General features: G+C 70.1%; 11 protein-coding genes. 4 read left to right on the top strand and 7 right to left on the bottom strand.

Translation table 11 applies throughout. The features are described 5' to 3' along the window. Window positions 1-104 precede the first annotated feature (104 nt). The 3 genes from ACFOYX_RS07915 to ACFOYX_RS07905 all read right to left on the bottom strand — a co-directional run bounded on the left by ACFOYX_RS07915 (window position 105) and on the right by ACFOYX_RS07905 (window position 3081). Window positions 105-1199, bottom strand: a complete 1095-nt coding sequence (locus ACFOYX_RS07915; RefSeq protein WP_322440245.1) for a LacI family DNA-binding transcriptional regulator — start codon at window positions 1197-1199, stop codon at window positions 105-107. 165 nt (window positions 1200-1364) lie between these two features. Continuing rightward, entirely contained in the window at window positions 1365-2138 is a 774-nt protein-coding gene (locus ACFOYX_RS07910; protein ID WP_322440246.1) for an SDR family oxidoreductase, read from the bottom strand. Window positions 2139-2196: 58 nt separating this feature from the next. Further along, on the bottom strand, window positions 2197-3081 hold the full coding sequence (locus tag ACFOYX_RS07905; RefSeq protein ID WP_322440247.1) for an NAD(P)-dependent oxidoreductase: 885 nt from the start codon (window positions 3079-3081) through the stop codon (window positions 2197-2199). Between the two features lie 432 nt (window positions 3082-3513). Here ACFOYX_RS07905 and ACFOYX_RS07900 point away from each other — a divergent pair, with 432 nt between their 5' ends. Beyond that, a complete protein-coding gene (locus ACFOYX_RS07900; RefSeq protein ID WP_322440248.1) occupies window positions 3514-4698 on the top strand; it encodes a low temperature requirement protein A in 1185 nt (394 codons plus the stop codon). Here the strand turns inward: ACFOYX_RS07900 and ACFOYX_RS07895 are convergent. Further along, window positions 4663-5889, bottom strand: a complete 1227-nt coding sequence (locus tag ACFOYX_RS07895) for a low temperature requirement protein A (protein WP_322440249.1) — start codon at window positions 5887-5889, stop codon at window positions 4663-4665. The two genes, ACFOYX_RS07900 and ACFOYX_RS07895, sit on opposite strands and share 36 nt — an antisense overlap. Window positions 5890-6009: 120 nt before the next feature. After that, window positions 6010-7182, bottom strand: a complete 1173-nt coding sequence (locus ACFOYX_RS07890; protein ID WP_322440250.1) for an ROK family transcriptional regulator — start codon at window positions 7180-7182, stop codon at window positions 6010-6012. A gap of 119 nt (window positions 7183-7301) precedes the next feature. On the opposite strand from ACFOYX_RS07890, the gene ACFOYX_RS07885 reads away from it, so the two are divergent. From ACFOYX_RS07885 to ACFOYX_RS07875, 3 genes are read left to right on the top strand one after another with little or no spacing between them, the layout of a single operon-like run. Continuing rightward, window positions 7302-8621: an extracellular solute-binding protein gene (locus tag ACFOYX_RS07885; RefSeq protein ID WP_322440251.1), complete on the top strand. Its 1320-nt coding sequence runs from the start codon at window positions 7302-7304 to the stop codon at window positions 8619-8621. After that, the gene (locus ACFOYX_RS07880; protein WP_377533859.1) at window positions 8618-9595 is read left to right on the top strand and encodes a carbohydrate ABC transporter permease; all 978 of its coding nucleotides are present in this window, start codon (window positions 8618-8620) and stop codon (window positions 9593-9595) included. The genes ACFOYX_RS07885 and ACFOYX_RS07880 overlap by 4 nt, the downstream gene beginning before the upstream one ends. Beyond that, window positions 9592-10440, top strand: a complete 849-nt coding sequence (locus ACFOYX_RS07875; protein ID WP_322440253.1) for a carbohydrate ABC transporter permease — start codon at window positions 9592-9594, stop codon at window positions 10438-10440. The genes ACFOYX_RS07880 and ACFOYX_RS07875 overlap by 4 nt, the downstream gene beginning before the upstream one ends. 107 nt (window positions 10441-10547) lie before the next feature. On the opposite strand, the gene ACFOYX_RS07870 is transcribed toward ACFOYX_RS07875, so the two are convergent. Both ACFOYX_RS07870 and ACFOYX_RS07865 read right to left on the bottom strand, forming a co-directional pair. Further along, complete coding sequence (locus ACFOYX_RS07870; protein ID WP_322440254.1) at window positions 10548-13220, bottom strand: hypothetical protein; 2673 nt, start codon at window positions 13218-13220, stop codon at window positions 10548-10550. Window positions 13221-13274: 54 nt separating this feature from the next. Beyond that, on the bottom strand, window positions 13275-14885 hold the full coding sequence (locus tag ACFOYX_RS07865; RefSeq protein ID WP_322440255.1) for a beta-N-acetylhexosaminidase: 1611 nt from the start codon (window positions 14883-14885) through the stop codon (window positions 13275-13277). Window positions 14886-14962 lie beyond the last annotated feature (77 nt).

Genomic DNA, 14962 nt, shown 5'->3' with positions numbered 1-14962 from the left:
CGTGGTAAGAGGCCAGGGGTGGCGACGCTGCCGTGCCCCCGGGCGGATGACGCACTCAGCTGCTACCCGGGCCGGCGGCGGTCCGCTCCGGGGTCCGACCTGGCCTATCCGGTGGTGATCCCGGCTGATGGGGTCTGCAGCAGGTCGGAGAGTTCCGCCTGTTCGGCGGGGGCAGCGATCCGGGTCGGGCGCCGTTGATCCGTGGAGGCGCGGACCACCAGGCGGGTCGGAATCGTGACCGGCTTGTCGACCGGACGCTGGGTGCCGGAGATGAGAGCGAGCAGGCCTTGCACGGCGGTGCGTCCGAGGAGGTGCAGCGGCGCGGCGAGGGTGGTCAGGCCGGGCGTGACCAGGTCGGTACCGAAGATGTTGTCGAACCCCACGACGCTGACGTCCTGCGGCACCCGGACGCCGACGGCCGAGAGACCGCGCAGCAGTCCCAGGGCCAGCAGGTCGTTGTAGGCGATGACCGCGCTGGTCGGTCGTCGGCAGAAGTCGTCAGCGGCGGCGACGCCGCCGAGCACGGTGGGCGGATACGGGCCGAGACGGTGCAGTCGCAGGCCCAGTTCGACTGCGGCCTCACGTAATGCCTGCCAGCGCATCCCGTCCGACCACGCCGCCTCCGGCCCAGCCAGATAGGTGATGTGGCTGTGACCAAGGGCGTGCAGGTGATCCACGGCCTGCCGAATGCCGTGATGGTGATCGGTAACCACCGACGGCACACCCGCGACGGCCCGGTTGAGCACGATCAGCGGCCGGAGCTTGGCCGTCATCCGTATCGAGGTGTCGGACATCCGGGTACTGGCCAGCACGATGCCCTCCACCGTCTGGACGGCCCGGTCCAACGCCTCCCGCTCGAGCCGGTCGGACTCCTGTGCGTCGGCGAGCAGCATCGTGTAGCCGGCCTCCATCGCCGCCGCCTGAGCACCACGGATGATCTCGAAGTAATACGGGTTGGTGATGTCGGAGATGGCCAGCGCGATCATCGAGGAACGCCCGCTGAGCAGCGCGCGGGCGACGGGATTGGTGCGGTAGCCCATCTCCACCGCGATCCTGCGGATCCGCCCGGCGGTGTCGGCGTTGACCCGGCCCGGGCGGGCGAATGCCCGGGACACCGTCGACGCGGCAACGCCCGCCGCCCGCGCCACGTCGTAGATGGTTGGCGCCGCCTGTTCGTCGCTGCCGGTCGAACCTGCCACCGGGCCTCCTCGAGGTTACGGGGACGTTTCCCAACCTAGATCCTGCGACTACAGGCGACAACGGCGTGCCACCTTCGAGGCGGCCATGGCTCAATGGCTGCAATCAAGTCCTGCCGGCCTGACAGGGTCAATCCGGAGCCTCACGGCACCCGGCGGCGTCCCCGATCACGTTCCGGCGGTCCAGACCCGGGACTCGAAGTCCTTGTCCTGCTGGAGGCTGGCCGCGGGACGCACGGTCCGGTACGGGTGATGGTCGGCGGGAATCACCTCGACCATGGCGTCGACCATCTCCTGCGGGTCGTACTGGTTGTCGAGGTAGTCGCGGAAGTCCGGCGGGTCCAGCAGCGCGGTCGCCGGCTCCCACCACTGGTACATCGCCTCGACGCCCGTATCGTTGTAGCCGGTGCGGAACGGCCCCGGGTTGATGACGGCCACCCGGATACCGCGCGGTTCCATCTCGTTCTTCATGGCCCACGCCAGCGCCTCGATCGCGTGCTTGGTAGCGGCGTAGACGCCGAGCCACGGCCGGGTGCGGATGCCCGCCGCCGAGGACACCCAGACCACCTTGCCGCTGCCCCGGCGCAGCAGCTGCGGGGCGAAGCCCTGCACGAGGTGCAGGTGTCCGAAGACGTTCACCTCGAAGGACCGGCGGACGCGTTCCATGGGGATCTCCACCACAGCGCCGGCCTCCTGGATGCCGGCGTTGAGCACCAGGATGTCGACGTCGTGACCAAAGGCGTGCCGGCGGTCGAGGTCGTCGGTGACGTCGAGCTTGACCGCCTCGAGGGTGACCTCCTGCCGCTGCGCCTCAGCGCGCAGGTCCCGCACCTGGGACCAGATCTCCGCGCCGGCGACGACGTGGTGTCCGGCGCGGGCCAACCCCAGGGCGGCGCCCCGCCCCAATCCGGTGCCGGCACCGGTGATCAGGATGTTCGCCACGCCTCGACCTCCCGCCTGCGTACACCGCGAACGGCAACCGACCGGCGCCGCGGGTGCGTCACACCACCTCGCCCAGTCGGGACAGGGCACGGGTGACCACCGTCAGATCCTCGGCACCGAAACCCTGGTCGACCACCCACTGCCACTCCTTGGCGAGGCTCTCCGCGGCCGGGAAGCGACCGACCCCCACCTCGCGCAGCGCCAGGTTGACGTCCTTGAGCGCCAGCGCGAGGGGGTACTGCGTGCTGTAGTCGTCCCGACCGATCCGCTCCAGCTTCTCCGCCGCCCAGGGCGAGACCAGCGGGCTGCCCTGCAGGGCGCCCAGGACCGCCGGGCGATCCATGCCGAGCGCGTCGCCGAACGCGACCGCCGCGGCGAGCCCTTCGGCGACGAAGGCGAGCAACAGGTTGTTGACCAACTTCAGCCGCGAGCCGGCCCCGGCCGGGCCGACCCAGACCGTACGCTGCCCGACGGCGTCGAAGACCGGCGCGACCCGCTCCCGGGCCTGCTCCGGCCCGGAGGCCAGGACGACGAGTTTGCCCTGCTCGGCCGGGCCCCGGCTGCCCGCCACCGGGGCGTCCACCAGGACGACGTCGGGCCGCTCCGCGGCGACCAGGCGGGCCAGGCGCTCGGTCTCGGTGACGCCGATGGTGCTCATCTGCGCCCACACCGCGCCCTCGGCCATCGCGGCCAGCATCCCCTGGTCGGTGGCGATGGACCGGACCGCGTCCGCGTCGGTCACCATGGTGACCACCACGTCGGCCCGGCGTACCGCGTCGGCCGGGCTGTCGGCCACCTCCGCGCCCTGGTCGCCGAGCCCGCGGGCCGGCTCCGGATGGCGGTTCCAGACCACCGTCGGCAGTCCGGCCCGGAGGATGTTGCCGGCCATCGGCGTCCCCATGCCGCCGAGCCCTAGTACCGCCACCTGCCGCGCCTGCGTCATCCCGACCCCCGCTCCTCCTACCGGGGAGCGTAGGCCAGCATGCGGCGCCGGCGGACCGATCCGGCCGAAGCCGGCGCGGGGAGCGGCCCGGCGGTCACGATCGTGCGGCAGGTGGCGAGGCCGGCTGCCCGGGTTTCCATGACGGCGGGGAGACCGTGGCGCGGACCCGACCCGCTGAAGGATGGCACGCAGTCGTGGCACGCGGTCCACGTGCTCGACAGTGCTCAGTCGCGTCGGGTGACCGGCCTGGACGATCCGATTTGGCGACCCCTTTCCGGCGGCTGATCGCGGCGGCGGGGCCTGGAGCCGGGCCTGCGCCCCACTCCTGTCGTTTCGACTCTCCGCTGGCCCCCGCTTTTGTAGGTTGGCGGGGAGCACCAGGTTCCCGCGCCTCCGGCCCGCGGTACGGGCGTGCCAGAGGAGGCAGACGCGGTGACGTCCAGTCCGCTACCCCGGATCCTTCGCCGGCGCGGCGAGCCGGACTATCCGACGTTCCTGGAGCTCTTCTTCGACCTGGTCTTCATCTTCATGCTCTCCCGGCTCTCGGCGGGGCTGGCCCAGGACCTCACCGTCCGGGGCGCCGCCCAGACCGCCGTCCTGCTGCTGGCCGCCTGGTGGGTCTGGGTGCTGACCGCGTGGCTCACCGACCTGTTCAACCCGCGGCTGCCGATCATCCAGGCCACCGTTCTGACGGTCATGTTCGGCACCATGCTGATGGCGATCGCGGTGCCGCACGCCTTCGCCGACTACGGGTGGCTCCTCGTCGCGGCGTACTTCGGCATCCACCTCGTCCGGGACGCCGTCCTCATCCCCGGTACCCGGGTGAACCGCCCCATCCAGGCCAGGAGCATCCGGGTCTTCTTCTGGTTCGGCGTGACCGCCGCGCCGTGGGCGGCCGGGGCGTTCGTACACGGAACGGCCCGACTGCTGCTCTGGTCGGTCGCGGTGGCCGTCGACCTGGGATCGGCCCGGATCGGCTGGCCGACGCCGAAGCTCGGCCGCACTGAACTCGCCAGTCAGATCTTCACCGGCACCCACCTGTCCGAGCGGCACCGGGAGATCTTCATCGTCGCGTTGGGGGAGCTGATCCTCAGCGTCGGCACGGGGCTGGCCGGCAGTGGCTTCCAGGCCGGCCGGGTGGCCGCGAGCGCGGTCGCCTTCGCCAGCGCCGTCGTGCTCTTTCAGCTCTACTTCCACCGGGTGCGGCAGCTCCTGGCACCGCCCGCCGTCACGGTGGTCGAGCGGGTCCGCTCCGGCACCTCCACCTCGTACAGCCACCTGGTGATGGTGGCCGGGGTGCTGCTCGTCTCGACCAGCGTCTCGCTGGTCATCGACCGGCCGTTCGGTGCCGCGCCGGCCGCCTGGACCGCCGTCATCCTCGGCGGGCCGGCCCTGTTCCTGATCGGGAGCTGCCTGTTCGACGCGGTGCTCACCGGCCGGGTCCTCTGGTCCCGGGCGCTGGGGGTGGTGCTGCTGGGCGCCAGCGCGCCCGCGGCGGCCCTGCTCCCGCCGCTGGCCGTCCTGGTCGTGGCGAACCTGGTCCTGCTGCTCACCCTGGTCTGGGAGACCCTGCCGGCACGCTCACGGCTGGTCCGGGCCACCGTGCCGACCGGGTGAGGCTCCCCCGAGCGAGGGTGGCCTCGGCGTGCGGGCGTGCAAACGGGTGCTCACCAGGTTCGCGGCCGCGACCAGGGCCAGGACGGTCATGGCGAGCAGCGCGATCAGCACCGGCGGCAGCAGGGACGAGGCCGGCGCCACGCCGGCCAGCAGGACCAGCCCGGCCAACCGGGACCGGGAGATCCGACCGAACACCGTGTAATCCAGCACCCCGCGGCCGACCAGGAACAACGCCGGTCCGCCGAGGATGACCGCAGCCCACGAGGCCGGAGTGTCCCCGAACGGACGCACCACGACGAGGTGGCTGGTGACCGCCATGCCGCCGATGCCGGCCACCATGATCAGGTGGGTGACCGCGGCCGACTGGGTGAGCAGCGACGGGTTCGTCGACCGCGCGATGGCGTCGGTCAGCAGCTCGCCGGCCCGGTAGATGTAGATTCGCCAGGCCAGCACCACGATCAGGAAGACCACCAGCAGGGCCCGGGCCCGATCCAGGGTGTATCCGTTCATGCTGAACGTCGTCCCGGTCACGAAGAGAGCCGCGCCGAGCGCGACGATGACGAACTGCCGGTACCGCTCGGCGACCCGCTCGCCGACCAGCCGCCACTCCTGCGGCTGGGCCCGCCCCAGTCGGGGCGCCGGCCAGCCGAGCGAGGCGGCGACGTACTCGACGCCGACAGTCGCCGCCCAGAGCACCAGGCGGATGGGGCCGGCCGCCAGCCCGCCGCCGACCCAGCCGACCGCGGCGATGAGGTACCAGAACAGGACCCGGCTGCTGCGGCGCGGCTCGGACGCATCGCGCAGCAGCAGGAGGTAGTAGCTGCTCGAGCCGAGGTGGATCACCAGGTAGGTGACCGCGAAGAGCAGGCCACGCTCGCCGTACGCGTCCGGCGCCGCGGCCGCCAGCAGCAGGCTGGCGGCCGCCACCCCGATGAACTGCACCTGGACCGCGGGCCGAGCCAGGTCGAGGGTGTCCGCGGCCCACGCGGTCACCGCCCAGACGAGGGTGAACGCGAGCAGCAGGACCAACGTCTCCCCGACGCCGGTCCAGGTCAGGTCGACGGCGAGCGTCTTGGCCAGGGTGATCAGCGCAAAGATGTAGACCAGGTCGAAGAAGAGTTCCAGGTACGCGGGCCGCCCGGGATCCCGCTGGGTCGGGGCCGCCGCACCGGCGCTGCCTTCCGCTGCCATCGACCTCCTCCCGGACCGCCGCACCGTCGTCGCCAGACGACACTACGGGCACCGGTTCGACGGCAGCCACACATCCGTCTCATACCCTGCCATAGCGGGACCTGTCGCGCCCCGCGCTGGTCAGCCGCCGTCGGGACCGCTGACTGCTCTCAGGAGCTCAGCGCGGGCGGCCTGCAGGGCGACGAACAGTGCTCCCGTGAGGGACGCCGCCTCGCCCAGGGCGCTGGTCTCGATCCGCGGCGGAAACGGCGCGTACGCGTTGACGGTGTCCCGGACCGTCGGCAGCAGCAGCGGGTTGCGGCCGACGCCCCCGCCGAGGACCACGAGCTCGGGGTCGAAGATCGCACACGCGCTGGCGATCGTCAGGCCGAGTTGCCGGGCCTCGGCCTCCACCAGATCGCGCGCGGCGGGCGCGCCCGCGGCGGCCTGGGCGAACAGCTCCTCCACCGAGGACGGCCGGGTGCCCGGCCAGGACCTGCGGGCGTCGAGCGCCGCGAGTACGCCGTACGCCCCGGCCTCGTCCGCCAGCTGCGCCTTGCCGCGTCCGGCCCGCTGTCCCGGAGGCACTGAACCCGGTAACGGCAGGTAGGCGACCTCTCCGGCCGCTCCGTGCGCGCCGCGTACGAGTTCGCCGTTGTGGACCAGACCCATGCCGATGCCGGCGCCGACGGCCAGGAACGCGAACGTCGCGACATCCCGGGCGTGCCCACGCCAGCGCTCCCCCAGCGCCGCGAGGTTGACGTTGTTCTCCAGCACGATGGGCGCGTCGACGCGCGCCTCGAGCGGAGTGATCAGGTCGAACGGGCCGTCCTCACCGAGGTTGCGGGCGGCCGACATGGTGCGACCGTCGGCATGGACGGCACCGGGCGCCGACACGCCGACCCTACGAAGCGGCCCCAGCTGCTCCCCCACCGCGTTCGTCGCGGACGCGATCATCCGGGCGACCTGGGCGGCGACCCGGCCGGCGCCGACCCCTCTGGTGGCCTGGCGTTGCTCGAAACAGACAGTGCCGCTCATGTCCGCCGCCGCGACCCGGAGGTTGTCGCCACCGACATCGACGGCGACCACGTACCCGGCGGTGGGGGCCAGCCGGTAGTAGGTGGGCACCCGACCCGGTCGACCGCGGCGCACGCCGGCGTCGACGATCAGGCCGATCTCGACGAGCCGGCGTACCACCTCGGAGATGGTGGGCCGGGACAGGCTCGTCCGGCTGGCAAGCTCCGGCCGGGTCATGGGCACGCTGTCGAGCAGTGCGGCCAGCACCATTCGGCCGGACGAGTCGACGGAGACCAAGGTGTTCCACTCCCTCGCCTGTGGGATCGGGAAGGCTGCGACGACGGCCTTGACCCGTGATCGCGAACCGAGTACAAGTTTTTGTTAAGCAGCCTACCTAATGCCCCCGGAGGGCGATCATGTCAGAGAGCATGAGCGAGCTGTCCAGGCGAAGACTCCTTCAATTGTCGGCGGTCACCGGTGCGGGCCTGCTTCTCGCGGCCTGCGACGTCGGCGGCGGCAGCGACACCGGCGCGGGCGGTGACAGCGGTGCGGCGGGCACCGGCGAGGGCCAGATCAAGGCCCTGTTCATGAAGCAGGCCGGCTACTCCGAGGACGACATCCGCGCGATGACCGACGAGTTCCACAAGAAGTATCCGAAGATCACCGTCGAGCCGTCCTTCGTCGCCTACGAGGCGCTGCACGACAAGATCGTGGCGGCGGCCCCGGCCAGCACGTTCGACGTGGTGCTGATCGACGTCATCTGGCCCGCCGAGTTCGGCAGCAAACGCATCGTCACCGACGTGACCGACCAGTTCCCGGCGGCGTGGAAGAGCGACATGCTCGGTGGGGCGCTGGCGACCGCCGCCTACCGGGACCGCTACTACGGCGTCCCGTGGATCCTCGACACGAAGTACTTCTTCTACAACACCGACATGCTGACCGGGGCGGGCGTCGAGCCGGCCGGCTTGTCCACCTGGGACGGCGTGCTCGCAGCAGCCCGGGCGCTCAAGGCGAAGAAGGTGGTCGACTACCCGCTGATCTGGAGCTGGAAGCAGGCCGAGGCGCTGATCTGCGACTACACGCAGCTCGTGGGCGCCTTCGGGGGCAAGTTCCTGTCCGACGACGGCAGGTCCGTCGCCTTCAACACCGGCGGCGGCCTGCAGGCGCTGGAGTTCATGAAGAACACCCTCGACAGCAAGCTCACCAACCCCAACTCGGTGGAGTCGCTGGAGGAGGATGTTCGCAAGATCTTCTCCGACGGCCAGGCCGCGATGGCGCTGAACTGGACGTACATGTTCAACGCCGCCAACGATCCGCAGCAGTCGAAGATCGCCGGCAAGGTCGGCGTGGCCGCGACGCCCGCGGGACCGGCGGGCGGCCCGGGTGTCAACGGCTCGATGGCCTTGTCGGTCAGCTCCGGCAGCAAGAACCAGAAGGCGGCCTGGACGTACGTCAGCTACATCACCAGCGCCGAGGTGCAGGCGAAGTACGCCAAGAGCTCGCTGCCGTGCTGGACGACGTCGTACGACGACGCGGCGGTGGTGTCCGCCCTGCCGCAGGTGGTGCCGGTGGCCAGGAAACAGCTCGCCACCCTCATCGCAAGACCGCAGGTGCCCCGCTACAACGAGATCAGCCAGATCCTCCAGGTCGAGGTGCAGAACGCGTTGCTCGGCCGGAAACCGGCGAAGAAGGCACTGGACGACGCGGCCGACCAGGCCCGTACCTTGCTGTCATGACGGCGGCGCCACCGGCGCGCCCGGCAACCGCGCCGCCGGCGCGCCCGCGAACCTCGCCGGCGCGCCGGTGGCCGTTCGCCCGGCGCGCCGGCGGCGGTCAGGTCCGGCTGGCGCTGCTGCTGCTCCTGCCCGCGGCGCTCGTCGTCTTCGGCGTGGTGCTGTACCCCGCGGGACGCGCCCTCGTGATCTCGTTCTACGACGTCGACAGCCCGTTCCCCGGTCGATACCCGTTCGTCGGCCTACGCAACTACACCCAGGTCCTTGCCGACCACCGGTTGTGGACGGCCGCCGGGCACACCGCCTACTTCACCGCCGTCTCCACCGCACTCGAGCTTGTCCTCGGCCTCGGTCTGGCCCAACTGCTCGCCGCTCCGTTGCGGCTGCGTTGGTTCTTCCGCGCGATCGTGATCCTCCCGTGGGCGTTGCCGACGATCGTCAACGGGGCGATGTGGCGGTGGATCCTCAACGCCCAGTACGGCGTGGCCAACGCCCTGCTCACCGAACTGCACCTGCAGGACGGTTATCGGTCGTGGCTGGGCAACGACCCGTTTCTCGCCCTGAACATGGTGGTCGTGGCCGACGTCTGGAAGAACACCTCACTGGTCGCGTTCTTCCTGCTGGCCGGGCTGCAGACGATCCCGCGGGAGCTCAATGAGGCGGCACGGGTGGACGGGGCGGGGCCGATCCGCTCGTTCTGCCGGGTCACCCTCCCCCTGCTGGTGCCGCACATCGCGTTGGTGCTGGTGCTGCGCACCATCGAGGCGTTCAAGGTCTTCGATATCGTCTACGTGATGACCGGCGGTGGTCCCGCGGGCGGCACCCAGACGATCACGTTCTTCACCTACCTCGAGGCGTTCTCCGCCCAGCGGTTCAGCGCCGGGGCGTCGTTGGCCTACCTGACGGTCATCGCCATCCTCGTGCTGGCCCTGATCTACCTTCGGCTGCTTCGGCAGAGCGAGCTGAGGTCGCCATGAGAGCAAGCCTGCCCTACCGCCTGTTCATCCACCTCGCCGCGCTCGCCACGTCCGTGGTGATCCTCGCGCCGTTCGCCTGGCTGCTCTACTCGTCGATCGTGGGCCAGACCGACCTCGTCTCCCGGCCGATGCGCTGGCTGCCCGAGCACGTCACGCTCGACCGGTACCGCGAGATCTTCGCGGGCGGCGGCACCAGCGCCGGCGCCGCGTTCCGCGGCGCGATGGTCAACAGCTTCCTGGTCGCCGGCGGCACCGTGGTCATCTCACTCACCGTCGGGGTGCTGGGCGGCTACGCGCTGGCCCGGCTTCGGTTTCCCCTGCGACGGGTGACGCTGCTGTCGTTCCTGGTCACCTACATGTTGCCGCCGATCGCCTTGATCATCCCGCTCTACCTGCTGATGTCGCGCTTCGGGCTGCTCGACACCAGGACCGGCCTCATCATCGTGTACTGCTCGCTGGCCACGCCGTTCGCCCTGTGGAACATGAGCACCTTCTTCGGATCCCTGCCGGTGGAGCTCGAGGAGGCCGCCCGGGTCGACGGGTGCTCGCGACTCGGCGCCCTCGTACGGGTGATGCTGCCGCTGTCCAAGCCCGGCATCCTGGCCACCGCCCTCTACGCGTTCCTGCTCTGCTGGGATGAGTTCCTGTACTCGTTGATCTTCACCTCCACCTCTCAGGCGAAGACGGTGCCGGTCGCGATCGCCGAGTTCACCGGGCGCAACGCCGTCGACTTCGGTCTCATCGCCGCCGGCGGAGTCCTCGCCGCCCTGCCGCCCGTGGCGCTCGCGGTGATGTTCCAGCGCTACCTCATCACCGGCCTGGCATCCGGGGCGGTCAAGGGATGACGTCGCTTTCCGCGACGGGGTGCGCAGCAGACAACCCGCGGCGCTCGGCTGAGCGGAGCGGGGGCGGCTCTTCCGCCGCCCCCGCCGCCGGCCGCTCAGCCTTGTGGTTACGGCACCGGGATCGACGTCGTCGGGACGTTGTAGCCCCGGGTTCGTAGGTGCGGGGCCTGGCCGCCCAGGTCGCTGGTCTGGTAGGTCGCCCTGATGGTGGTCGACTCACCCGGCCACAGTGAGACATAGTTGTCGCTGTAGTTCACCGGCAGCACCTCGTTGCCGCCGTTGCCGGCGGTGATCTCCGGCCGCAGGAAGAACGCGATGTTCGTCGGGCTGTTGTTGGTCATCGTGATCGTGGCAGTCTCCTGGCCGCCGGAAACGGTCCGGGTCACGCTCGTGGCCAGGTTGGGGTTCGACGGCAGGCTGTTGAGCCCGGTGAGATTGGCGTACGTCTTGACCGCCGTCATGTACCAGTTCTTCTTGTTCGCCAGCACGTCCGGCTGAGTCGAGTACCAGTAGAGGTTGTTGCTGACCACCGCGCCGGTGGCGTCCCTCAGCTGCAGTCGGATGAAGTACGTCGTGGACAGGCCGGTCAACGCCGGCAGCGTGAGCACCTGAGTGGCGGCGTTCGCCGCCGCGGTGACCGGTACCGTCGTCGTGTACGCCTGCGTCAGGTTGGGCACGTTGTACACCGTCGTCGTGGCGGTCAGGCCGCTGCGCCCGCTGAGGGTGGAGTTGACGGCGTACACGTTCCTGGTCTTGTAGTCGTACGCGATGTGGAGCGGTTCGTTCGCCTTCTTGCTGCCGAAGTAGCCGCCGGCGGGCTTGAAGTAGTAGTCGTACAGGTTCCAGTGCACCGAGGGCCAGGCGTTGTTGAGCATCCAGAAGATGACCCCGAACGACTGGGTGTACTCGTGCGAGTTCCAGGCCTCGAAGAACGACCTGCTGTTCTCGTAGTTCTGCAGCTCCGACTTGCGGGAGTAGTCCGCGGCGCTGGTGGTGCTGCCGTACCGCTTGTTGACGCCGTCGGTGAACACCGTGATGTTGTCGAAGACGCTCCTGGGCTTGCCGGCGTGGTAGTTCCAGGTGGCGCCGATGGGCCACAGGTCCGCTGCGGGAATGAACTTCTGCAGGCTCTCCAGTGGCGGCGGCGCCTCCGTGCCCTCCTCACCGGTGGTGCCGAACGCGCTGCCGGACTGGGTGGTGTCCCACCACAGCACCGGCGGCTCCCACTTGTAGGGGCCGTCCATCTTCATGCCGGCGTTGGCGTTCGACCAGGTCGCCACATTGTCCACCGTCGGGTTCTGCCAGTGCAGCCTTGCGGCGGTGTTCTTGTACATGCTCAGGTGGGCGGCCGTCGGCGGCTGGTCGCTGCCGTAGTTCCACATGAAGGGGCTGGCGTGCGCCCGCAACGCCCGCAGCTGGCTGTCCAGCGAGGCGTTGGCCACCTGCTCCTGCTCGATCGTCCAGGTGTTGTCGTTCTCCCACGCGCTGCAGCAGACGAACCCCGGCATGATCATGATGCCGGCCCTGTCGGCCAGGTCGTAGAGCTCCTCGTTGCCGAGCGTGCCCTCCAGCCGGATGGTGTTGAGGCCCATGTCCTTGACGTACTGGATGTGGGTGGCGTTGGTCTTCGTGTCCCAGCGCTGCAGCATGTCCCAGACGTAGCCGCCGCCACGGAAGAAGATGTTCTGCCCGTTGACCTTGTAGCCGACGAACGAGGTGCCGTTGACGGTGCTCCGGTAGTCGGTGAACTGGCGGACGCCGAAGTCGATCGACCTGGTGTCCGACGTGGCGCCGGCGACCGTCGCAGACGTCGAGAGCTGGTAGAGCTCCGGGCTGCCGAACTGGTAGGGCCACCAGAGTGCGGGGTTGGTGACGTGCAACTGCGGATAGCCGGCCGGGTCGAAGGTGACCTCGCGACGCTCGTTGGCGGCCAGGGTGACGTTCTGGCTGACCGAGACGGTCGGATAGCCCGCCTTGGTGATCGTGGCGCTGACCGTCGTGGTGACCGGGGCGTTGGTCGCGTTGAGGGCGTCGACGTAGACGGTCAGGTCCGCCGCGTTGGTCGCGGGCAGCGGCAGGACGGTCTTGACGTACGGGTCACGCAACGCCACGGGCCCGGTCGTCTCCAGCAGCGTCGTGCCCCAGATCCCGGCATTCATGTCCGGAGCCTCGGGGTTCCAGTCCACGGTGCAGAAGGAGAGATCCTTGCAGTCGTGTGCCGGCGGGGTGACCAGGATCGCCAGCGCGTTGAGCGCGCCGGGCCTGATCGCGTTCGTCGCGTTGTACTCGTGCACCGCCATGGTGCCGACCGCGTCGGCGTCGAGCTGGGTGCCGTTCAGCCAGATCTGCGCCCGGTAGCTGATGCCCTTGAAGCGCAACCAGTACGCCTGGTCGGGGGCCGCGGCCGCGGCGGTGAACTGCCCCCGGAACCACCAGTTCTGGCCGGTGAGGTCCGGCACCGACTGCAGGTTCGTCCCGACGTAGATGTTCTGGTACACGTTGTTCGCAACCAACCCCGCCAGGACGGTCGACGGAAGCGACACCGGGTTCCAGCCCGCGGTGCTGTAGCCGACCTGGGAAATGGTCGCGCCCGGGTCCGTGACGGTGTTGGCTGACCTGAACGCCCAGCCCGTGGAGAGCTCGGTGGAGCCGACGGTGGCGGCGCTCGCGCTCGGCACCTGCACGCCGCCGACGCCGGCCACGAGGGTCAGGGCCAGCAGCAGCGTCGCGTACCGCCGGCGCTTGCGTTGGACAGGGTGGATGGCTGGGGGCGGTGACATGGGCGGCCTCCTCGATCCAGTCGAAGAAAAGCGGTGCGCCGCTCGGTGCGGCGCCTAGGAGCCGGTTGGCCAGGACACCTGCGTGGAGTGGTAGTAGTTGATCCCCATGACGCGCCAGCGCGGGCCCTGGGCACCGAGCCGCTGCTGGAACGAGGCCCAGTCATGGGTGCTCGCCGGCGACCAGCCCAGCTCGGCGATCGCCGGAAGGCGCGGGAAGGCCATGTACTCGACGTCGGCCAGCGTCTCGATCGTCTCCGTCCACAGCGGCGCCTCGACCCCGAGCACGGACGTTTCGCCGACGCCCGCCAGATAGGCCCCCGGGTCCCAGCCGTACGCGTCCTGGACGTCGATGTAGCCGGCCCAGCGCTGGCCGAGTCGGGTGCGGGAGTTGTACTTCATGTCCAGGTAGGCGTGGTTGGCCGGCGACATGATGACCTTCGTGCCGTGCTGGGCGGCCGTCGCCACCGCGGCGTTGGAGGTCGTGGTCCCCCAGAACTGGGCGACGGTCGACGGCAGGACCGACGCGTTGACGATGTCGTGCCAGCCGACGACGGTCTTGCCGTGCGCCGCGACGATCTGCTGTGCCCGGTTCATGAAGGTGGCGTAGTCCGCGGCGGTGGTGGAGCTGGCCTCGTCGCCACCGATGTGCAGGTAGGGCCCGGTCGTGAGCGCGGCGAGCTCGCCCAGCACCTGGTCGATGAACGTGTAGGTGATCTCCTTGCCCACGCACAGCGAACTGAACCCGACCTTGGTGCCGGTGTAGAGCTTGGGCGCCACGCCGTCGCAGTTGAGGTCCGCGTACGAGGCGAGCGCGGCGTTGGTGTGACCCGGCATGTCGATCTCCGGGACGATCATGACGTACCGGGCGGCGGCGTACGCCACCAACTGCCGGAACTCGTCCTGGGTGTAGTAGCCGCCGGCGCCGCCGCCGACCTCGGTGCTCCCACCGTAGATCGCGAGATCGGGCCAGTTGTTGACGGCGATGCGCCACCCCTGGTCGTCGGAGAGATGCAGGTGCAGGCGGTTGACCTTGTAGAGCGCGATCTCGTCGATGTACCGCTTCACCACCGACATCGGGAGGAAGTGCCGTGCGACGTCGAGCATCGCGCCCCGGTGAGCGAACCGGGGTTGGTCGATGATCCGCCCGCCGGCCACGTCCCAGGGCCCGGGCTGCACGGTCGCGCTGTCGGCGGCGGGCGGCAGCAACTGGCGCAGCGTCTGGACGCCGGCGAACAGGCCGGCCGGCGCGTTGGCGCGTACGGCGATCGACACGTCGATCACGTCCAGCTGGTAACCCTCGCTGCCGATCCCCGTGGGTGCCCCGGAGAGCAGGAGCGCTATGCCGTCCGCCGGGGTGGCACTCGGTGCGTCGACCACCGGCATGGGATAGCCGGTCGAGCGGCGCAGCACGGCCGCGAACTGCTCGGCGATGTCAGCGACCGCCGTCGAGCCGGGCTCGGCGTAGATCTTCGTGGTCGCCGTGATGCGGTAGGTGACTCCGCCCGCCGGCGTGGCGAGGACCGGTGCCGGCACGACGGATGCGAACGACACGGCGGTCGTCTCGGCCGGGGCGACGGTGGCATCGGCGGGCGCGCCCCAGAGGCCGCCGGTGGTGACCACGAGCATCACGGTGGTGAGCAGACAACGTACGCCGCCGATGGTCATGGTTGCCTCCGGAGCCCTACCGATGCCGCGGAGAGCGGATTGCGACGCCAGCCGCGGATCGACCTTCATCGTTAGGG

Origin of the sequence: Micromonospora sp. GCM10011541 (genome assembly GCF_042650725.1) — a bacterium.
GTDB lineage: Bacteria > Actinomycetota > Actinomycetes > Mycobacteriales > Micromonosporaceae > Micromonospora > Micromonospora sicca.
The sequence above is the reverse complement of the archived record's forward strand: the minus strand, read 5'-3'. Positions and strand labels throughout refer to the sequence as shown.

Bases quoted from the DNA above. Each gene is read 5' to 3' on its own strand.
- ACFOYX_RS07905 (WP_322440247.1), bottom strand. From the start codon at position 3,081: ATGACGCAGGCGCGGCAGGTGGCGGTACTAGGGCTCGGCGGCATGGGG.
- ACFOYX_RS07895 (WP_322440249.1), bottom strand. From the start codon at position 5,889: ATGGCAGCGGAAGGCAGCGCCGGTGCGGCGGCCCCGACCCAGCGGGAT.
- ACFOYX_RS07885 (WP_322440251.1), top strand. From the start codon at position 7,302: ATGTCAGAGAGCATGAGCGAGCTGTCCAGGCGAAGACTCCTTCAATTG.
- ACFOYX_RS07880 (WP_377533859.1), top strand. From the start codon at position 8,618: ATGACGGCGGCGCCACCGGCGCGCCCGGCAACCGCGCCGCCGGCGCGC.
- ACFOYX_RS07875 (WP_322440253.1), top strand. From the start codon at position 9,592: ATGAGAGCAAGCCTGCCCTACCGCCTGTTCATCCACCTCGCCGCGCTC.
- ACFOYX_RS07870 (WP_322440254.1), bottom strand. From the start codon at position 13,220: ATGTCACCGCCCCCAGCCATCCACCCTGTCCAACGCAAGCGCCGGCGG.
- ACFOYX_RS07865 (WP_322440255.1), bottom strand. From the start codon at position 14,885: ATGACCATCGGCGGCGTACGTTGTCTGCTCACCACCGTGATGCTCGTG.